General features: G+C 36.6%; 19 protein-coding genes and 1 pseudogene. 3 read left to right on the plus strand and 17 right to left on the minus strand.

Translation table 11 applies throughout. The features are described from left to right. Positions 1–34 precede the first annotated feature (34 nt). The 8 genes from NKR74_RS14360 to NKR74_RS14395 form a co-directional block, all read right to left on the minus strand. Positions 35–595: a biotin transporter BioY gene (locus tag NKR74_RS14360; protein ID WP_098306970.1), complete on the minus strand. Its 561-nt coding sequence runs from the start codon at positions 593–595 to the stop codon at positions 35–37. A gap of 119 nt (positions 596–714) precedes the next feature. Continuing rightward, positions 715–2328 (minus strand): long-chain fatty acid--CoA ligase, encoded by a 1614-nt coding sequence (locus NKR74_RS14365; protein WP_253630001.1) that lies wholly within the window; start codon positions 2326–2328, stop codon positions 715–717. Between the two features lie 93 nt (positions 2329–2421). Beyond that, positions 2422–3849, minus strand: a complete 1428-nt coding sequence (locus NKR74_RS14370; protein ID WP_253630002.1) for an amino acid permease — start codon at positions 3847–3849, stop codon at positions 2422–2424. A 105-nt stretch (positions 3850–3954) separates the two neighbouring features. Further along, the gene (locus NKR74_RS14375) at positions 3955–5406 is read right to left on the minus strand and encodes an RNA-guided endonuclease InsQ/TnpB family protein (protein WP_253630003.1); all 1452 of its coding nucleotides are present in this window, start codon (positions 5404–5406) and stop codon (positions 3955–3957) included. Positions 5407–5570: 164 nt separating this feature from the next. Next, the gene (locus tag NKR74_RS14380; RefSeq protein ID WP_253630004.1) at positions 5571–6134 is read right to left on the minus strand and encodes a GNAT family N-acetyltransferase; all 564 of its coding nucleotides are present in this window, start codon (positions 6132–6134) and stop codon (positions 5571–5573) included. A gap of 24 nt (positions 6135–6158) precedes the next feature. Beyond that, a complete protein-coding gene (locus NKR74_RS14385) occupies positions 6159–7172 on the minus strand; it encodes a S66 family peptidase (RefSeq protein ID WP_253630005.1) in 1014 nt (337 codons plus the stop codon). A gap of 542 nt (positions 7173–7714) precedes the next feature. Further along, entirely contained in the window at positions 7715–8587 is an 873-nt protein-coding gene (locus NKR74_RS14390; RefSeq protein ID WP_253630006.1) for an RNA polymerase sigma-70 factor, read from the minus strand. A 17-nt stretch (positions 8588–8604) separates the two neighbouring features. Then, the gene (locus NKR74_RS14395) at positions 8605–9888 is read right to left on the minus strand and encodes a phytoene desaturase family protein (protein ID WP_253630007.1); all 1284 of its coding nucleotides are present in this window, start codon (positions 9886–9888) and stop codon (positions 8605–8607) included. Between the two features lie 399 nt (positions 9889–10287). Between NKR74_RS14395 and NKR74_RS14400 the strand changes: the two genes are divergently transcribed. Next, entirely contained in the window at positions 10288–11091 is an 804-nt protein-coding gene (locus tag NKR74_RS14400) for a GNAT family N-acetyltransferase (RefSeq protein ID WP_253630008.1), read from the plus strand. Between the two features lie 44 nt (positions 11092–11135). Here the strand turns inward: NKR74_RS14400 and NKR74_RS14405 are convergent. The 4 genes and pseudogenes from NKR74_RS14405 to NKR74_RS14420 form a co-directional block, all read right to left on the minus strand. Beyond that, positions 11136–11222, minus strand: a pseudogene (locus tag NKR74_RS14405) (tryptophan 2,3-dioxygenase); the annotation flags it as partial. Between the two features lie 18 nt (positions 11223–11240). Then, on the minus strand, positions 11241–11486 hold the full coding sequence (locus NKR74_RS14410) for a DUF2164 domain-containing protein (protein WP_253630009.1): 246 nt from the start codon (positions 11484–11486) through the stop codon (positions 11241–11243). Positions 11487–11626: 140 nt separating this feature from the next. After that, a complete protein-coding gene (locus tag NKR74_RS14415; RefSeq protein WP_253630010.1) occupies positions 11627–12094 on the minus strand; it encodes a peptidoglycan recognition protein family protein in 468 nt (155 codons plus the stop codon). Positions 12095–12105: 11 nt separating this feature from the next. Continuing rightward, a complete protein-coding gene (locus NKR74_RS14420) occupies positions 12106–12909 on the minus strand; it encodes a protein phosphatase 2C domain-containing protein (RefSeq protein WP_253630011.1) in 804 nt (267 codons plus the stop codon). Positions 12910–13072: 163 nt separating this feature from the next. Between NKR74_RS14420 and NKR74_RS14425 the strand changes: the two genes are divergently transcribed. Then, the gene (locus NKR74_RS14425; protein WP_253630012.1) at positions 13073–13882 is read left to right on the plus strand and encodes a YitT family protein; all 810 of its coding nucleotides are present in this window, start codon (positions 13073–13075) and stop codon (positions 13880–13882) included. A 43-nt stretch (positions 13883–13925) separates the two neighbouring features. On the opposite strand, the gene NKR74_RS14430 is transcribed toward NKR74_RS14425, so the two are convergent. Then, positions 13926–14300, minus strand: coding sequence for a VOC family protein (locus NKR74_RS14430; RefSeq protein ID WP_253630013.1), 375 nt, complete (start codon positions 14298–14300; stop codon positions 13926–13928). A gap of 441 nt (positions 14301–14741) precedes the next feature. Between NKR74_RS14430 and NKR74_RS14440 the strand changes: the two genes are divergently transcribed. After that, entirely contained in the window at positions 14742–16679 is a 1938-nt protein-coding gene (locus tag NKR74_RS14440; protein ID WP_301287704.1) for a PAS domain-containing sensor histidine kinase, read from the plus strand. A 197-nt stretch (positions 16680–16876) separates the two neighbouring features. Here NKR74_RS14440 and NKR74_RS14445 read toward each other — a convergent pair whose 3' ends face one another. The 4 genes from NKR74_RS14445 to hutU all read right to left on the minus strand — a co-directional run bounded on the left by NKR74_RS14445 (position 16877) and on the right by hutU (position 21499). Further along, positions 16877–17443, minus strand: coding sequence for an undecaprenyl-diphosphatase (locus NKR74_RS14445; RefSeq protein WP_253630014.1), 567 nt, complete (start codon positions 17441–17443; stop codon positions 16877–16879). 163 nt (positions 17444–17606) lie between these two features. Then, positions 17607–18578: a formimidoylglutamase gene (gene hutG / locus NKR74_RS14450; protein ID WP_253630015.1), complete on the minus strand. Its 972-nt coding sequence runs from the start codon at positions 18576–18578 to the stop codon at positions 17607–17609. After that, on the minus strand, positions 18557–19828 hold the full coding sequence (gene hutI / locus NKR74_RS14455) for an imidazolonepropionase (protein ID WP_253630016.1): 1272 nt from the start codon (positions 19826–19828) through the stop codon (positions 18557–18559). Before hutI ends, hutG begins: the two co-directional genes overlap by 22 nt. A 12-nt stretch (positions 19829–19840) precedes the next feature. Beyond that, positions 19841–21499, minus strand: coding sequence for a urocanate hydratase (hutU, locus tag NKR74_RS14460; protein WP_253630017.1), 1659 nt, complete (start codon positions 21497–21499; stop codon positions 19841–19843). Between the last annotated feature and the right edge of the window lie 14 nt (positions 21500–21513).

Consider the following 21513-nt stretch of genomic DNA (forward strand, 5'->3'; position numbering starts at 1 on the left):
CCACTTCCTTTTCTATAACAAAAAGAAACACGTTTTAACGTGTTTCATAATTTGTACTATAAATTGTTCGTTTCAATGAACGTTGTAGTCTTGTAACAAGAATTGCCGCAAATACAGCCTTCAATATATCTCCCGGTAAGAATACAACACTTAATTTTGCTGCTTTTACTACACTTATATCCATCACAAAGGCTTGTACGATAACACCAAAGAAATATACAACGAGAATACCACCAATAATATTAATTAAAAATACTTTCAGAAATGATACGTTGCGAAGACGTTCTGCGAAATATCCAATAACAAATGCTCCAATTACATATCCCATTAAATAACCGGCACTTGGTCCCACAAAAACTGAAAATCCACCGCGTCCTCCAGCTAACAGCGGCGCACCCGCTGCTACAACAAGTAAAAATACTAATTGGCTAAGAGCCCCTAGACGAGATCCTAACAAACCGCCTGAAAGCATGACACCAAGTGATTGTAATGTAATCGGTACAGGTGTAAATGATAAAGCAATTGGTGGTATAAACCCTAAAACTGCCATAATGGCACTAAATAAAGCTACAAAAACTAAATTTCTTGTATTCATATTATGTTTTCTCCTGTTTGTAAACTATAAATCAAAATAAGGTAACATATCATATGTGATATGTTACCCTGCTCTTTTTATATTGTCAACTAAAATATAACTATAGTTAACATTCACTTTCAATCTTCTATATAATATTGCTCCAATTCTTTTCGAAGTGCTTGCTTTAAAAACTTTCCGACTGAAGTTTTCGGAATTTCTTCCATAAAGACAACCTCATCTGGCAGCCACCATTTTGCAAATTGTGGTTTTAAAAAGTCATATAATTCTTCTTTTGTAACAGATTGATCTTGTTTTACAACAACGCATGCAACAGGACGTTCTTGCCACTGTTTATGCGGTACTGCAACAACAGCTGCTTCAAATATTGCTTTATGCGCCATCAAAGCATTTTCTAAGTCAACAGATGAAATCCATTCTCCCCCGCTTTTAATCACATCTTTCGTTCGATCCACAATTTTAATACATCCTTCTTCATCAACCGTAACGACATCTCCTGTATATAACCATCCATCTCGAAATCCCTCTACTGTTCGTTCATCTTTATAATAACTTGCTGCAATCCACGGAGCACGCAGGCATAGCTCACCCATTTCTTGTCCGTCCCATGCTACATCTCCGTTTTCCCCAATAACTTTCATTTCAACACCAGGTACTAAATAGCCTTGCTTCGCACGAATCGTAAGTTGTTCCTCATATGGCAATTCACATTCATAACTTTTTAAACGTGCAAGTGTGACTAGTGGACTTGTTTCTGTCATCCCATACGCATGCACAAATGGGACATTATATTTTTGTTCAAATGCAGCAATGACACTTTTCGGTGCAGCTGCACCGCCGCATAAAATTCGTTTTATATTTGATAAATCATAACGATTCTTTTCTAATTCTTGCAGCACACCAAGCCAAATTGTTGGGACACCCGCTGCTATTGTTACTTTTTCTTCCTGCATCATTTCTAATAAAATCTTCGGTGTAAACATCGGTCCAGGAAGAACTTGCTTTGATCCAAACCATGTTGCTGCAAACGGTAATCCCCAAGCGTTTACATGAAACATAGGAACAACCGGCATAGCAGCATCACTTTCAGAAAGTGCCGTTGTATCTGCAAGTCCAAGCGACATACTATGCAAAACAGTACTGCGATGTGTATAAACGACGCCTTTCGGATTGCCTGTTGTAGCTGATGTATAACACATACCAGCTGGCATATTTTCATCGATATCTTTTAAAAGCGGAAAATTAGGATTCCCTTCTTCAAGAAGTTGTTCATAATGGTATGCAGGTTGAAGTGAAGTTTCTGGAAGTTCTTTTTTATCGGTCATGATGATATAAGCTTGTACAGTTGATAATTCCCCTTGAATTTTTTCAACAAGCGGTACCATATCTTCATCTATGAGTAAAATGCGGTCTTCTGCGTGGTTAATAATAAAAGAAATATGTTGCGAAGATAAACGAATGTTAATCGTATGTAGTACAGCACCAATACTAGGAATCGCAAAATATGCTTCTACATGACGATGATGATTCCATGCTAGTGTGCCCACTCGTTCCCCTTGCTTCACACCTAACTTTTGCAATGCACTAGACAAGCGTCTCGTTCGCTCACCTAGCTCTTTATACGTTAACCGTGTAATTGTACTATGTGTACGAGAAATAATTTCTTTCTTTGCAAATAACTTCTCTGCCCTTTCTAACATCGAGCTAATTGTTAGTGGTACATCCATCATCATAGTTTTTCTCCCCTCTTTAAAAGCGCTTTCATTTTTTAAAAACTTTATAGCAACAATTATAAAAAATAGAAACCACAACTATTATTTTACTTGTTACTTTACATGACCAGATACTTCATCTTTGTTCACTAATATTTTTCTTTCATTTGCTTTTTTCCAAACAAAATATCCTACTGTTACTACGATTAAAAACGGGATACCCGTTGTAAGTGTTGATTTAAACAAGTCAGTAAACCAAGTTGTTATTAAAATGGCAAACATTAACACTGCTCCTAATGCAGTTAAATATGGATATCCCCACATCCGAACTGGTAAATTTCTTCCTCCAGATGCCACCCACTTTTTTCGAAAATATAAATGAATAATAAAGATCATCATCCATGTAAACATAGCTCCAAACATTGAAATGCCCATCATGAGCATGAATGCTTGATCCGGTGAAACAATTGTTAAAACCGTTGCCAGTGCAATACCAATTGTTGAGAAGAACAAGGCTGAAACAGGAACTCCTCTCTGGCTTAGTTGACCAAACCTTGCTGGTGCATAACCAGCTCTAGATAGCGAAAACATCATTCGCGTTGTAATATATAATTGACTATTCATTGCAGACAAAGCTGCGATTAAAACAACAAAGTTCATAATGCCAGATGCACCTGGAATATTTAATAGCTCCATTACTTTAACAAAAGGACTTTTATCAACACCAGCAGCTTTCCAAGGAACAATCATTAACATAAAAGCCAATGTTAAAATGTAAAAAATAATTAATCGATAAATGGTTGAACGAAGTGCTTTAGGAACTGCTTTTTCTGGATCCTTTGCTTCGCCAGCCGTTACAGCAATCATTTCAATACTTAAATAACTAAATAAAGCTACACAAACCGCAACCCACATGCCCCACCAACCATTTGGTAAAAATCCACCGGCATTTGTATAATTTTGAATTCCTATTTCTGGATTTGTGTTAGTACCAAATACAACGTAAGCACCCAAAAGAATAAAACCAACAATAGCTACTATTTTAATCATCGAAAACCAATATTCAATCGTTCCAAATAACCCTACACTAGTAGCATTTACAAAAATAAGTAACGCTGAAAAGAGGATAACCCAAATCCAACCTGGTGCAGTAGGAAACCAATATTTCATATACACTGAAACTGCTGTTACTTCTGTTCCAACTGCTGCTACAATACTTGCCCAATATGCATAACGCACAGTAAAACCTGCCCAAGGACCTATATAATGCTCAGCGTATGCTCCAAATGACCCAGAAGTAGGATGCGCTACTGTCATTTCTGCTAGACACCCCATTAATAAAAAAGCAATAATGGCTCCAATCCCATAACTAAGTATTACGCTAGGACCAGCCAAGCCAATAGCCATGCCACTCCCTAAAAATAAACCTGTTCCAATTGCTCCACCGATTGCAATCATAGACAGCTGCCTCGTAGATAGTCCACGATGCAAGCCTTTCTCTCTTTCTATAATTTCTTGAAAATGCGCTTCTTCCTTCTCCATATAGCCCCTCCATTCCTACTAATTAGTAAAAACTTAGCTAAGTATGAAAACTCCCTCCGCTTCCTTCCTTCGGATCTTGAAGTGGGGGTTTCTCGTGTATCACCTTCAAAAGATGCTTAACACAAGTGGAGTTGACACAGCTGCCTGATGGCACAACCCCTCTATTTCATCGGCAAACGCCTTTGAAACTGCTTTTTTTAAGATGTTATAGGATCCATTCACATCTGCGTTTAGTAGAAGATTCTCTCTCGTACGATACAATCCACGCGTGACCCGTTTTCCACTAAATATAGGAATGTTTTCCTGACCGTAAGTAGGGATCGTATCATTGTCTAGAAAGGATGCTTTACTTGTATAGGATTCTTCCACGACTTGTACAGCAATACCCTTTCTTTTTGCCTTATAGATGATCATTTCAATGAGTAGATTGTGTGGGATATAACAAAAGGATTGATTCTGTCGTTTCCCCATCTCACTGTTTTGTTTCCATGATGTATTTTTCCCAATCACAATCATAGAAATCTCCTGTTGAATCGCCAGCTGGACAATGTGATAACTCGCTTTATGAAAGAGATCTTTTATTTTAAGAGAGCGTTTTTCATGAAGACTCTCTAAACGCTTCGATGTGTGTGGTCCTTCTTTTGGTTCTTTCCCATGACGAAGAATACCCATTAAATAAGCCTTTTTCTTGTTGTAGTATTGATTGATACTTTTGATAACATTGCCCTTTACTAAGACAGGATTAGTCCCTGTATTTGTTACAATAGTTGCAATGTTATTAATCCCTAAATCAATACTCATGTAACGACGGTTATCTACATGCTCAAGTGTTGGCTCAGATTTTTCTGTCACAATTTCTACTTTAAACTTCCCGTAAACAGGAGAAACACGTACCTCTTTGAGATTGCCAACTCGCCCAAACAATTTACCGATATTTAATTTTATGCTTGTTTTTGGAAAACGAATGTACTTATCTTGGAGCTTACATACTTGATTTGTGAATACAATTTCTTTCGTAGATGATTTAATATATTTTGGAATGCAAGGTCTACCCGTAAAAGTGGAAGGATGTTTCTGATATGCTTTCATAGAAGCGAAGAATGATTTCCAATTTTGATATAACTTCTTCATAACTGCTTGATTCGTTTGCGCTGGCAAATTCATATAATCTTGTTGTTTCATTGTTTTAAACAAACAATCTAAGAAATGATACGATAGGAACGATTTCTCTTTTGTCGGGAATGTAAACAAGTTACATTTCATTTCTTTTCGCTTTTCTACAGGTTTTTCTTTCTGTTTTTGCATACGTTTTTGGTAGGCACAAAGTTGATTTTCATTCATGATTTCAATATGTGCTTGTAATGTATGGAGAACTTCTTGTTGAAGTGGCTGTAATGGTTGATCCGTACGTAAAGCCGTATACACTTGGCGAATGTAGAAGTTTGTTGTATTGTATAGATTTTTTGCGTTTTGACACATTTCTAGGAAGTAAGAGTATAACTTATGACCTTTCTTGATCCAAATTTGATAGGTTGCATATTCTTTTTCTTTCGTCATAATTTCCACCTCCTTCTTTCTTTCTTTCATGATACTACAAAACACCGAAAAAGAACGGTATATTCGTTAATATTTTTAGAAAATTTAGATAAATATTTATACATTTTTTCTTGTCTTCACCTTTAAAAACAAACGGAAGAGTAAGCTCTATATTACTCTTCCGTTTAGGTATTGTATTCATCTCGCAAAATCGCATATATTTTCGTATCTCGATATGTCCCCTTCACGTACATATCTTTTCGCAACGTTCTCTCATATTGCATTCCTAAGCGTTTCATCACTTGTTCTGATTGAACATTACTAGCATGACACCTTGCTTCAATACGGTTTAACTGTAATGTTTCAAAGCCATAACCTATAAATGCTTTCGCCGCTTCCGTTGCAAACCCTTGTCGCCAATAGTTTTTCGATAATGCATACGCCAATTCTGCTTTATGATGATTCTTGTCATATTCGATAAAACCGCACGTTCCAATAATTTTCTTTTCCTTTTTCAGTTCTATTCCGTAAGCCGCCATTTCTCCTTTTTCATATTGATCTAGGATTGACTGTACGAATATTTGTGAGTCCTGTAATATTTCATGCGGATACCAAACTGTATACGTCGCAATTTCTGGATCTGAAGCATATTCAAATACATCAGCAGCATCCTGTATTGTTAACGGTCTTAAACGTAATCGTTCTGTAATGAGTGTTGGATATTTTTCCGCAATATTTTTATATTCCATTCACACCATTTCCCTTCCACATTGCTACCTAAAATGCTGTACAATTACCCCCTTACCAGCTTCCACTTCAATTTCTGCAAATGCTCCGTTTATAAATGTAATTTGCGGAGGCATATGTCCACAGTCTATATCATAAATAATTGGAATTTGAAGTTCGTCAGTAAGTTCTTTATATACGTCTTCAGCAGTATAATCATTGACTGGATGGTTTGCAGCACTGCGACCAAATAAGATACCTGAACAATTATCAAACCAACCTGCTAGTTTCATCTGAACTAATGAACGTCGTAAATCAGTAGTAGTTAACTCGCAGTTTTCAAAATACCAAATAAATGGATCATCATTACAATGTTTCTTCCTAAACTCTTGCACTCTACCAAATGGAGTGCCAATGAGATGTCTAATAACATCGATACACCCACCTAGCAATCGACCTGTAATCTTCACATTTTCATTCGAAATTGTTTTCCAATTTGTATCTTCTGTTAAATGAAAAACACACGGAGATGGATTATTATGCTGCCATTTCTTTTGATATTTCTCTGAGGAGTATTGGATAATTGAAGCGCCTGTTTCCGTTGATAAAACAGTTTGCCACATCGCTGTTGTATCATCGGAGTATTCGCCTCTTAAATCTACTAAATTTGTTCCGTGAGCAGTCGCTATTCCTGTGTTTAAAGTTATCGCTAATAATAAAGTACTTGTGTCTGAATACCCTAGTACCCATTTCTTGTTCATCTTTTCAAAATCAATTTCTTCTAGTATTTCAATTAATAGTTCACCACCCCAAGGAGGAATGATCATATCAATGTTTTCATCTTGCATCATTTCAATAAATTCATTTGCTCTCTTTTTCGCACTAGAGGATTTAGCTTTCTCTTGTGTCCAAACTGTTTCTCCACAAACGACTGTATAACCTTTTCTTTCCATACTTTCACAAGACTGTTTAAACATATTATGTAACGCTACATCTACACCAGATGAAGGTGCTGTTACACCAATCGTTGCCCCTTTTTGTAAAAACGGATATTTTATCATATATATTTCCCCATCCTTTTCTATATATCTAGATTTACATTCGTTCGACTATTATGAAAATCCTTCATTTCAAGCAATCGAAACTGTGTCAAATCATTGTTTCTTACTCTTAAAGCGGCCTATCCATATAGCTTAATTGGAAACAATCTTACATTTATATATCCAAACACAACTAAACGAGTCTAACAATTTGTAACCTTTAAATAAAGTTTGATTAAATTAACCCTATAAACCTTGATAAAAGAGCAGATAGAAAAAGCGTATTTTGAAAAAAGATTGATCAAAACACGCTTTTTCTATATTCAATTGAATCATTCTTTTATAAAAAAGTTTGATCATTTCTGTAATCCTTATTCCATTAAAGTGCCCCTTTTTTGAATAAGGATCTTACTACTAATGCCAATTTTGCTAGATTTGGTACACTATAAGGTTTTGAACACACTTTGCATCTGATAGTAGCTCTTTGGTCTCCCGAAATCATGAAGTACGTAGACTACAAGGTTGACCCAACATCATTTTTTATTGATGTTTTGGATAACCCCTTAGATATTTTCGTTTAAACGGCTAAGCTTATCAGGATTCGCCACCATATAAATGGAATTGATTTTCCCTTCTTTAAACTCAAATGAAATTACGTAGGCCAGGTAACCGTTAATCATAACAACAACTCCTGGTCCACCGTTAACCTTTTTAAATTTGAACAAAGCACCTTCAGGTAACCTTTTAATTACATTCAAGAATAGGTGTGAAATTCGATCCGCAGTATAAATAGGTTTAAGTGCAGTTGTAACTTTACCACCACCATCTGCATAAAAGGTTGCATCTTTCTGTAGCATTTGAATCATTTCTGAAACTTCACCGTTTTGCAATGCCGCAGTGAACCTTTCTACATAGTGACTAAATTGATGATAATCTTGTTGGTAAACATTCGGTTCATATACAAGGCCTTTCTTTGCTCTATGAAATATTTGCCGACAGTTTGTGCTGCTTTTATCCACCATAGAGGCGATCTCATCATAGTCGTATTGAAAGACTTCTCGTAAAAGAAACACCGCTCTTTCAACTTCAGATAACTGTTGCAACAACATTATATAGGCGGTGGATAAAGATTCCTTCATAAAATATGAATTAGCCGGATCATCAAGGTAATCTTCCACAATCGGTTCAGGAAGCCATGTGCCCACATAAGTTTCTCTCTTGTGGGCAGCAGACCTTAAGTGATCAATACAACAATTGGTCGTAATTTTACACAAATAGGCTTTTACGCTTGTAATGGACTTGGAATCTTTAAGTTTTGCAAAAGTAACGAATGATTCATGAACAATATCTTCTGCATCCATCACACTTCCTAGCATTCGATATGCTAGAGAAAAAAGCAGTGGCTTGTAATCTTGATAAATTTGTTCTAATTCCATCTTCTTTTTCTCTTGATTCATACTAACACCCAATCTTTTTTCAATATGTGTAATGCTGCACGTTTCGCACTTGCAACAGCTGCATCGACCAATAATTCCTCGTCTCCTGCCCAATCTCCTGCTATATAAAGGCCCTTTATTTCTGGAACTGCTGGACCTGGTTTTTCCGTTCTACCGGTATGAGGAAAATTGTGCACAACGGTTATTTTAGGTAAATATTGCTGTTCGACCACTTCTTTTTGCCAGCCTGGATGAAGCAAATCCATTGTATGTTCTAATTGCTGTTTATCTGTTTGAGAATCTATCGAAATTCTATTCAAATCATGATATTTAACCAAGCTAACTACAGATGTTCCGTTATTACTCAGCTTCGCTGCCCTAGATTGATTTGTAAAGGCCACTGGTTGGTCAAGCCCCAGCACAAATTGATGATTTATATTAGGCAAGGTTTTTAATCCTAAATCGTAGCAGGATGCGGTTACAGGAATTGCTTCCTCCTTCCAATGATACAGCGAGGTTTTTTCAACATGGGGTACAAGACGACATGCTTCGTTAGGAGATGTTGCAATAATCACACTTTCTACATCAAACGATTCTCCATTCGCACAACTCACTCGTTCAACTTGGCCATTATGGTCAATACTATTCACATTCATAGATTCAAGAAGTTTAACACCGAAACTAACAGCTTTAGACCTTAATTCGGTTACAATAGATTCCCAACCATGGTCGACATAGAGAACACCTTCTTTCATACCCCTCTGGATTTGTCTCAAAACTGGACGAGCTAGCTGTATACTTGGAGCATATGTTAGAGTGGTTAATCTACATAGTGCATAAAAGAAGTGGCGTACCATTGGATCAATGATTTCCCTTTCTGCCCAAGCTTGCACGCTTTCATTTGAAACCGAATTCACATCCATTTTACTGAGATGAAACATAAGCTTTGCAAGACGGACCTTCCCTAAACCATTAAGAAATTGCTTCGAAAATAAGGAACGTAAACCCATCGGTACTTGATAAACCTCATTTTTCCAAATAACATGTGCACCCGTAGACGGTTCATTTCCCTTGATTGTAATCCCGAGTTCATCAAATATCTTCATTGCTTCACCGCCTCTATAAAGGGCATGTGCACCTAGGTTCATGAGAACGCCATTTTTATTAATGGTCATCGACCGTCCTCCGTATCGGTCTGATTTCTCAAGCACCACTACCTTCTTACCTTCCTTTGCTAGAAAAAGAGCAGCTGTTAATCCAGCAAACCCACCACCAATAATGGCGACATCAAATTTATTCATTTAAATCCCTCCTATTCTTTTCATTAATCAAGACGAATAGAGGGTTTCAATTGTGACAAAAAAACTTAATTTATGAAAACCTTTTTTTAGCCGAATATACGAACCAGTTTACCCGTGGGCTATATTCATTATTGGACATGTGGTAGCACAATTCGCAGATGCTACATTTCCCCCTACTAGAACAACTCTTATTCAACAAAGGGCCTATAGTAAAGTAACAAACTGGAATTTTACATCATCGACAAGAACATAAAAAGAAAAATCCTGTTTAAATTATAGGGTTTTAATCAAACTTTATTCACAATCCACACAATTAAAAAGGAAGCAGAAAAAATATGGCGTATTAGGTACATAGTGAACAAAATCTCTAATAATCAGGAAAGGTGAATAAATAAAAATATGAAACATGTTATGAATGTAGAGTTAGCAAAACGATTAGAGCAATCTGAAATAGACATGATGTATTCGAGATTGAAAACCATTCAAGAACAAGAAAATAACCCAATGGGCATCGATATCCAAACTTTTGGAAGTGCAATGGCCTTTTCAGCAAAAGGAATCCCAGGCCCTTCTTTCAATACTGTAAAAGGTGTAACATTTACTGATAAAAAGGAAATAGATGAGATAATCGATTATTACAAAAAACAAGACGTTCCTTGTCGCTTTGAAATAACTCCTGCTCATTCAACTCCTGAACTATTTGAGTATTTGTCCAAAAAAGGGTTTTATCAAACGGACTTTCATACCACTCTTTATGGAGACGTAACGGAAAATACTATTTCAAATAAACTCATCGTTCGAGATTTAGAAGAATATGAGTTTCACATCTTCGGAGATATTTATGTAAAAAGCTTTGGCATGCCTACTTTCACCATAGACGGTGTTAGTCAAAATAACAAAGTGTTATATGGACAAGAAGGCTGGCATTTTTATTTAGCTCTTATTGAAAACGCCCCAGCTGCAATTGGTGTTTTATATACTAATAAAGGCATTGCTTCCCTAGCAGCTTCAGCTACTTTACCTCATTTACAAGGAAACGGCTGTCAAACCGCTTTACTTAAACACCGAATGAATGCAGCCAAACAATTAGGTTGCGAGTTAGTCGTTGGGCAAGCACGCTTCGGAAGCATTAGCCAAAATAATATGGAACGAACTGGAATGAAAATTGCTTATACAAAGGCAATTTGGACAAAAAGAGGCTAACTCACTAAAATGTGAGTTAGCCTCTTTCCTTTGTGTAAACTTACATGTGGTGTCTTATAATCAAGCGCAAATTCAATTATTCGATATTGATAAAATTGAAACCCGGATGCTTGACCGAGTGAATCGCGAAATTAAATGTATTCAACTGGCTACTTAACTGGCTTTTCTAATACATATAAATCTTCTTCTAAATTTATAAGTTTATCTGCGACAAGCTTTCTAGCGTCTCCTATCGCTTTATTATATATATGCGGCCCTAGTTCTTTTATCATTTCTTCAATTAAACGTTCCGCTTGAAAACGACCAATCTCTTCTAGCCCTTCCTCTTCAAAAAACTGTTGAATATGTTCTACAAGTGCTTCTTTTTTCTCATTTGGTAATTTCATAAATATCATGCTATAAATCTCCTTTTTCATTATTAGATAAAGTGAAACTTCCATCAGCGGGGATTTTTCATCCCCCACTGATGGTTAGTTGAACCAATCAGGCTTTTATGGGCAGTTTCCCCCACCTATCTTCCTCGCATCTCTCTGACTTACTGCCCGTTAATGCGGGATAGAATGCTGCGCAATTCTGTCATTGAAAAACGTGTTCCAGGACACGTCTTTGTTACCCCATCTAACTCGCAATGACCAAGAACCTGGTCACTATACAAAGAAAACTGACGCATTAACTGTTTACATAGCCAATGCAAAGAAAGCATTTGTACTGGTGCTGGGTCATAGACATCAAAATTTCCAGACATGCAAATCCCTATACTCTCAGTATTATATCCTTTCGCATGAGCTCCTATATACAGTCCTCGACCTTCATAAATAGTACCATCTTCTTCAAGAAAATAATTGTAGCCAATTCCGCTCCAACCTTGATTATTTTGATGAAAATCATGCGTTTTATATATATCCCATCCATTTTCCGCTGTATGATGAATAATAATTTGTTTAACAGCTTGCAATGGTTGCAGCGGATCACGAAAAGATAGATTTGCTTTTTGAATATGCATAGTCTCACCCTTTACAGACGAATGATAATTGCTGTTTTATCATCTGGACGAACAAACTGTTTCGCTTCTAATTCCTCTATTATTTGTACGTATTGTGTAATACCATGTTCCCACACAAATTGTGCACTTTTTTCTAGCTGCCACTCTGGGTGAAACAAGCCATCTGAACAAATAAATAAATCTGTAATTTCTTGTCGTAAAAATTTCCCTTGCTGAATAAACAGGACTACTTCACTCATCCCATTTGCAACAGAATATCCGTTTGGAATATTTGCCATATAACGATTGTAGCTTAATTGCTCCTTTCTATCATCAAATATTGCTTCACTCGGAACAGAAAGTCCTTTTTGACGATCTTCTTCACGCTTTTGCTTTGCCCGTTTACTAATCCCTTTCACAGTGTCTTCCGTAAGTACTTGAACTGTTCCATCAAAAAACTTAGCAACAATCATACAATCTCCAAGCTGCGCATATTCTATCGTTTTATCTGTTATATAAATAGCGGCAATACACGTACACCAAAGTTGATCTTTTTTTGTTGTATCAATATGATAGGATTGCATTTTTTCTTGCAACAACTGATTTGCTTTAGCAACTTCATTTTGCAAGAAATCCACATCTGAAATAGATTCAAAGTGTTGCTGAAACAAATGCGAAGCTAAATATGCTCCGTTATGCCCATTCTCATCTTGAAACTCAATAAGCGGCGTCGCCCCATCACACACACCATATAGCTTCAAACCTTCATTACAAATCAGCGCATCTTCACATTCTCTTTTCAACGGACTCTTTTGCTGAAACGCTTGAATTTTCATATTTACCCTCTCCCCTTTCCAAGAACAGAAATCGCTTCCATTTTTCAAACTAATCTAATTTCCCTAAATAAACTGTTTTCCCTCAAATATTACAAACTCATATATAATTTTGAATTAATGTGAGTTTGTATATAGAGCATTTTTAGTGAAGGACGGGAAAGATATGTATCGATTACTTGGAGTGATTTTAGGGTCTTTAGTTGTAGCACTTTCTTTTAATCTTTTCCTTATCCCCCACAAGATTTTAAGCAGTGGGATTAGTGGAATTGCAATTATCATTGGAATCTTAACCCCATTTAATACTGGAATAGTAAACTTTTTATTAAACTTACCTATTCTTATTTTAGGGTATATTGGACTTGGCAAACGATTTATCGGTTACACAATCGTATCAGTTATCACACTTTCGGCAGCATTATACGTTATTCCTGTGCATGCAGTCGCATCCGACCCACTACTTTCTTCGTTATTTGGTGGTGTAATTGCCGGTGCAGGTATTGGACTTGTTTTCAACTGCGCTGGTTCAACAGGTGGATTTGATATTATCGGTATGTTACTTTCACGTAAAAAAGATATTCAGCTTGGCGGAATCTTAATCGTACTTAATACTATTGTAATCATTATTTCTGGATTTTTCTTCGATTGGGATACTGCCTTAAACAGCTTATTATCTATTTTTGTTACAGGAAAAGTACTTGATGCTGTTCACACAAAACATCGAAAAATTACTCTAATGATTGTAACAAGTCACGCAGAAAAAATGAAAGAAAAGCTCCTTTCCAGTCTTGTGCGCGGAATTACCTTACTCGACGGAGAAGGTGCATACTCAAATGAGAAAAAACATGTATTAATGACCGTAATTTCTCGAGAAGAACTAGCTGGAATGAAATCTATAATTTCTGAAGTTGATCCGCAAGCGTTTGTAAACATTACAGAAACAGTGGAAGTATTAGGGTTATTTAGAAGAGGTTAAAAGCGAGATGGAATATTATCCATCTCGCTTTTTTATACCAAATTCATACTCCTTTTTGCTCCATAAATTCAATGCGGTTTCCAAATGGATCTGATACATAAAATCTTGTAACATCAGGACGTGCTGTATCGACTATAACAGAAACCCCTTTTTGTTTTAGATCATCTTGAAAACGTTCAATGTGCTGAACATAAAAAGCAGGATGGGCTTTTTTTGCAGGAGAAAAATTTTGTTCTACTCCAATGTGAATCTCTTGATTTCCGCATCGAAACCAACAGCCTCCTCGCTTTCTTAGTTCTTCAGGTTTTGGAATTTCTTCTAATCCAAGTATGTCTCCATAAAATGTGCGTGCTTTTTCTTCACATCCTGCTGGTGCTGCTAATTGTACATGATCAATCCCTTGAATCTTAAACGTCATAATAATCCCCTCCCCTTTACTATCCTTATTATATCAAAGAGTGTTTTATAAATAACTTACATACTTATTATGAAGATATATAAGAAAAACGAAAGAACATCTCGTATTTTCAGTTATGAAGTGAATCTTCCATTAGATTGTTTTTTCATCCAAGCTAATGAAAAACTCCTATCAATCGGACGATTACAGGTAATTATCCCCTGCCTATCTTCTTTGTTTTCTCATAACCTTAAAGAGAAAGACTTACTAACCGTTAACAAAAAATAAAACTTATAATTTAGAAATATACAATAAAAATTGACTATTCATAATTAGCATGTCTATACTCTTAAAGGATATAACATTAGTAGTGTTATATATTTAAAATAAAACATGTAGTATAGTATATCATCTATCTAAAATCATCATACATATACAGAATATAATCCGGGGGAATAATGAATGCGAAGGAAACAGTTTACGTCTTTTAAAAAAAGTATACATCCAAAAAGACGCTCTACTATTACAAAAAATAAAATGACAGAATGTATAAATACAAAAGAGCATTGCACATCTCTTTTCAAGCATAATCCCGATGGTATCTTATCTGTCGATTTACAAGGTAGTATATTACACGCTAATCCTGCAGCCGAAAAAATGCTAGGATATACAGTTAAAGAATTGGAAAAGATGACACTCTATTCTTTCATTACTCCACAACATACAGAACAAAATTTACAACCTTTTGAAAATATAATGAATGGTAAGCAACAAGAATATAAATTATCTATGATTCATAAAAATGGGTACCTCATGGATATGATTATAAAAAACTCACCGTTTTTTGTAGATAATAAGCTCGTCGGAGCATATGTGATAATGAAAGATATCATGAAAACAAAACAAATAAAAGAAGATTTTACATTAACAAAACAACAACTAGACTCACTTCTAAAAAACACCGTAGATGCCATTGTTGTTCTTGATTTAAAACTTCGGGTAATGAAAGCAAATAAAGCTTTTGAAACTCTTTTCGGCTGGACTGAACAAGAGATGCTCGGAGAAACAATACCTACTATCCCAGATTTTTCAAAAGAAAAATACAACAAGATCTATCAAGAACTTGCTAATAACAAACTTTTCACATCACAAGAAACACTTAGACAGCACAAAAACGGAAATTTAATTAATGTAAGTAACTTTATTTCTCCTATTGTAAATACATACGGAGAAGTAGTAGCTTTTGTAAGTAGTTTAAGAGATATTACAGAACGCAAAAAAATGGAGCATGCATTAAAAGAGAGTGAAAAACGCTTACGAACATTAATAAATGCGATGCCAGCTTTTATTCTTTTTAAAGATGAAGAAGGCAGATGGCTTGAAGCAAATGATTACGCTATTTCTAGTTTAAATTTTGAAAATGTGCCATATCGCGGCAAAAAAGATAGCGAGTTAATCCAATATAATGAACTATATCGCAACTCCTTCCTATACTGTGAAGAATCTGATGAATTTGCATGGCAAAAAAAAGAGAGCATACGTGATGAAGAAATGATTATAGATTCTAGCTCCGGCCCGCTCATCCTTGATATTATAAAAATACCTCTTTTTCATCCTGATGGATCTCGAAAAGGAATCGTCATTATGGGACAAGATGTTACAGATTTAAAGAAAACAGAACAATTATTGAGAAAATCTGAGAAACTAGCAGTTGTTGGACAGCTAACTGCTGGAATTGCTCATGAAATACGAAACCCATTAACCTCTTTAAAAGGTTTTTTAAAATTGCTAGAACCTGATATTAGTGAAAATAGCAAATGGTATGTTGATGTCATGTTAAGTGAGATTGCTCAAATGGAATCGATTACGAATCAATTTATGGCAATGTCTAAACCACAAACTGTATCTATACAATCTTGCCAAATTCAAAAATTAATTGAAGAAGTGGTAACATTCATTTTACCAACTGCAATGATGCAAAATGTACATATCATCATGAATCACGCGTCCATTTTGCCAACAATGCAATGTGATGGAAATCAACTAAAACAGGTATTTATCAATATCTTGAAAAACGCGATAGAAGCAATGCCTCACGGAGGTAATATTTTCATTGAAACTATGCAGGCAGAAAATCATTCTATATTAATCAACATCACAGATGAAGGCTGCGGAATTCCACAAGATCGCATTTCACGTTTAGGTGAACCCTTCTATAGTTTGAAAGAAAAAGGAACTGGATTAGGGTTAATGATGTGTTATAAAATAATTGAAGAACATAATGGAAAATTACACATTACAAGTGAATTAAATAAGGGCACAACTGTAGATATTCGGTTACCTATTATGTCCAAATTGAACTACCCCCACCTAACTTCTTCGCTTCTCTCTCAATCTTGAGGTGGGGGCCTACTGCCCAAGAATAGCGGGATAAATAAGAAGAGCAAACAGAAAAGTTACTTTCCTATTTGCTCTTCTTTTAGTAAGCAATGCTTTATCTATCATTTTTTATATTTCAATTATTCATACTCCACTAACTTCCTAATAATTAGAATTTACTCTAACAAGATAATACGCATTTCATATTCCATTCATGATTAACGCAATCTTACGAAGGTACAAAGACGATTGTAGCTATGCATAATACATAGAACAAAAGAATTCCATAACCATAAAATAACGTTAACAACAATACTAGTTAGACTCCCTATTAAGGCGCTTCCTATAATATCAGATGGATAATGCTGCCCACTCCAAATACGTGAAAATCCTGTTAAAAATGCTAATAGCCACATAAAGCACCCAAGCATACGTTTATAAAAAAGGATAGACGTTGCAACGGCAAATGAGAGCATCGTATGTTTGCTCGGAAATGAAGAATTCATTCTTGGTGGAATTGGGGGTAATATGTGCGCATTATGATCCAAAAAAGGACGAGCTCTAAAATAGAATCGTTTTATAAAAAAATTAATAAATAATGTTATACTCGCAGAGAGTGTTGCCTGTATCGTAATTTTTTTATAAAACCTGTTCCGAAACCACATTAAGATTAATAAAAAAGCATACACATAGCGCGCTTTTTGAGAAATCATAATCATGATGGCATTCACAGATGGATAACGACCAGCCAACTGGTTAATAAATCTAAATATTTTGTAGTCCATAAGAACATCTCCTTCCATTTCACTTCAAATATTATTCTTAGTATTTCTATATACCAAGGAACTATGTACTTATGGCCCAATACGATTAAAGTGTAACCCAAAAGAAAAAAGAGCTAACGGTCAAAATTCCGTTAAAACGAAACTTTGAGTTAACTCTCTTTTCTCATATATTTATTTGTTTACGCACCGTTTCGCGAGCCAATAAAAAGCTCATAATTACCTGTGCTGCCACGCGGCTTGTCATATCACGAAAATCAAGTGTTGGATCGATCTCCACAATATCCATACCTGCCACAAGAGGTTCTTGCCCAAGCACTGTCATTGCATCAAGTAACGTAGTACTATCCATACCGCCTGGCCCAATTGCCGGACACCCTGGTGCAAACGCTTGATCTAATACGTCCATATCAACAGAAATATAAATAGATGTAACACCTTGATGGCGCAGTAATTCAATACTTTCTGTAATAATGTCCTTTATATGACGCTCTCTAACATGTTGCATCGTATATACCGTTACTCCATGTTCTTTTGCATATTCATGGTACGTACGGGCATTAGAAAAGTTTCGAATCCCTATTTGCACGAGTTGCTTCCCTGTAATAACATCATTCTCTAATAAACTACGAAACGGTGTCCCATTTGAAGGTCCGCCATCTTCTAAGTTACGTAAATCATGATGAGCATCAAATTGAATAATCCCAACTTTCCCTTTACTACTTGCAAAACCACTTATACTTGGAAAGCTAATGGAATGATCTCCACCAAGAACAATCGGTACCATCTGTGGGTTCGACTTTGTAAGACTTTCTAACGTTTTTGCAATGCGAGCATGGCTTTCTTTTAAATCCGTGACATGCATCGTAATATCGCCACAATCATACAGAACGCTATCTTTCATATCATGCTCTTCTGTAATTGCATACGTACTATAAGCATCTAACATCGCTCGAATTGTGTTCGGTGCAAAGCATGCGCCCGAATGACTAATGGATGGTTTTGACAGCGGAGCACCAATTAATGCTGCTCCGAAGATTTCTTCGCTTTCATCCCATCTCTTAATCATATCGCTCCATTTCGTTACTTCACGGTCAATAAACTTTGCATTTTTCTTTAAATAGTGGCCTTGCTCCACGCCTTGTCACCTCTTGTATACGCAATATTTCCTTGCTTCCACACTGTATTTACATGACTAACGCCGTAATGGTACGGTACGTACGCATAATTGTATGCATCCCATAATACGATGTCCGCCTTACGTCCAACACGGATTTTTCCAGCTACATCACCGCGATTAATTGCATACGCTGAGTTTACTGTTACAGCATTCCATACTTCTTCTGGTGTCAATTTTAACTTTAACATCGCAATACTCATGATGAGTTGAATGTTTTCTGTCGGACAGCTGCCAGGATTGAAATCAGTCGCTAAAGCTACTGCTACACCATCATCAATCATTTTACGGCCTCTAGCAAAACTTTCTTTATTCAAGTAAAATGTTGTACCTGGCAGTAGTACAGCAACTGTATTGGAATTTGCTAGCATCTCAATCCCTTTATCAGATGCTCCCACTAAATGGTCAGCTGATGCAGCACCAATCTCAGCAGCTGCTTCCGCACCGCCAAGGGGATCAATTTCGTCCGCATGAATTTTCACATCAAAACCAAGTTCTTTCGCCTTGCGTAAAAATTCTTTTGATTCTTCAACAGAGAATACTCCTGTTTCACAGAAAATATCAACAAACTCTGCTAATTGCTTTTCTTTAATTTCTGGTAATAAATCAAGCATCCACTGTAAAAATTCTTTCGATTTCCCTTTATATTCTTTTGGCACTGCATGAGCCCCTAAGAACGTTGACACAACATCAATTGGATGGTCTTTCTGAACCTGCGCTGCCGCCTCTAATTGTTTCCACTCTGTTACATCATCTAATCCATAACCACTCTTCGCTTCCATTGTTGTTACCCCAAAAGATAACATGCGATCTAAGTGGAATTTTGCCTTTTCAACAAGGTCTTCTTTTGTTGCTTGTTTTGTAGCATTTACAGTGGAAAGAATTCCGCCGCCTTTTTCTAAAATCTCCAAATATGGTACACCCTGTAATTTAAGAGCAATTTCATTTTCACGAGAGCCGCCAAATACAAGGTGTGTATGTGGATCGACAAGACCTGGTGAAACCATTTTTCCTTCGCAATCCACAACTTCTTTTGCATGTAATTCCTTTGCTTCTTCCATTGTGCCTACAAATGTGATAACACCATTTTCAATACCTACTGCACCGTTTTCAATGACAGGAAGCGTATTCATCGCTTCCCGTCTTAGTAATCCATCTTCTTGATCCATTGTTAATAATTGACCGATATTCGTTAATAAAATGTCTAGCATGGTTTCTCCCCCTTACTTCATCATCGGAATATTAACGCCTTTTTCTTTTGCTGTTTGCACTGCAAGGTCATATCCAGCATCAACGTGACGAACAACACCCATTCCAGGGTCAGAAGTTAAGACGCGCTCAATTCGTTTTGCTGCTGCTTCCGTTCCATCCGCAACAATAACCATTCCCGCATGAAGAGAATATCCCATACCAACACCGCCGCCATGGTGAACAGATACCCAGCTTGCGCCGTTTACACTGTTAATTAACGCATTTAAAATTGGCCAGTCAGCTACAGCATCACTGCCATCTTTCATTGATTCTGTTTCACGGTTTGGCGAAGCAACAGATCCGCAGTCTAAATGATCACGACCGATAACGATTGGTGCAGATAATTCACCGTTTGCTACCATTTCGTTAATAATACGACCAAATTTCGCACGCTCTCCATATCCTAACCAACAAATACGGGATGGAAGTCCTTGGAATTCCACTTGATCACGTGCCATACGAATCCAATTACATAAATGCTCATTATCAGCAAATTCACGTAAAATAACTTCATCTGTTTTATAAATATCTTCTGGATCACCAGAAAGTGCTACCCAGCGGAATGGTCCTTTTCCTTCACAGAATAGCGGACGAATAAATGCTGGAACGAATCCTGGGAAATCGAATGCATTTTTTAAGCCCTCATCATATGCAACCTGACGAATATTATTACCATAATCAAACGCAATTGCACCGTTCTTTTGCATATCAAGAATTGCTTCCACATGCTTTGTCATACTTTCCTTTGATAATTGTACGTAGCGCTCTGGATCTTCTTGACGAAGCACTGCCGCTTCTTCTAATGAATAACCAACTGGAACATAACCATTTAACGGATCGTGCGCAGATGTTTGGTCTGTTACTAAGTCTGGTGTAATGCCGCGTTTTACAAGCTCTGGTAAAATTTCAGCTGCATTACCTAATAATCCAATGGAGATTGGTTCTTTCTTTTCTTTATATTCTTTTGCAACAGCTAATGCTTCTTCAAGAGATTCTGTATACATATCACAATATCTCTTTTCAATGCGGCGATCGATGCTGCGTTTATCCACGTCAATTGCAATCACAACACCGCCGTTCATCGTAACAGCAAGTGGCTGCGCTCCGCCCATACCACCAAGACCAGCAGTAATTGTTAATGTTCCTTTTAATGAACCACCAAAGTGTTGACGTGCTGCTTCACCAAATGTTTCATAAGTTCCTTGTAAAATCCCTTGTGTACCGATATAAATCCAGCTACCTGCTGTCATTTGGCCATACATCATTAAGCCTTTTTGATCAAGTTCACGGAAATGCTCCCAAGTTGCCCATTTTGGGACTAAGTTTGAGTTTGCTAGAAGAACACGCGGTGCATCTTCATGAGATTTAAAAATTGCCACTGGCTTCCCAGATTGAACTAATAACGTTTCATCACTCTCTAAATTTTTAAGAGATTCTACAATTACATGATAGCTATCCCAGTTACGAGCAGCACGGCCGATACCACCGTATACAACAAGTTCTTCTGGCTTTTCTGCTACTTCTGGATCAAGGTTATTCATAAGCATACGAAGTGCTGCTTCTTGTACCCAACCTTTTGCATTTAATTCAGTACCTCTTGGCGCGCGAATTGTTTGTTTTACATTTTCCATTGTAATCTCTCCCT

Origin of the sequence: Bacillus sp. 3103sda1 (genome assembly GCF_024159135.1) — a bacterium.
Taxonomy (GTDB): Bacteria; Bacillota; Bacilli; order Bacillales; family Bacillaceae_G; genus Bacillus_A; species Bacillus_A rhizoplanae.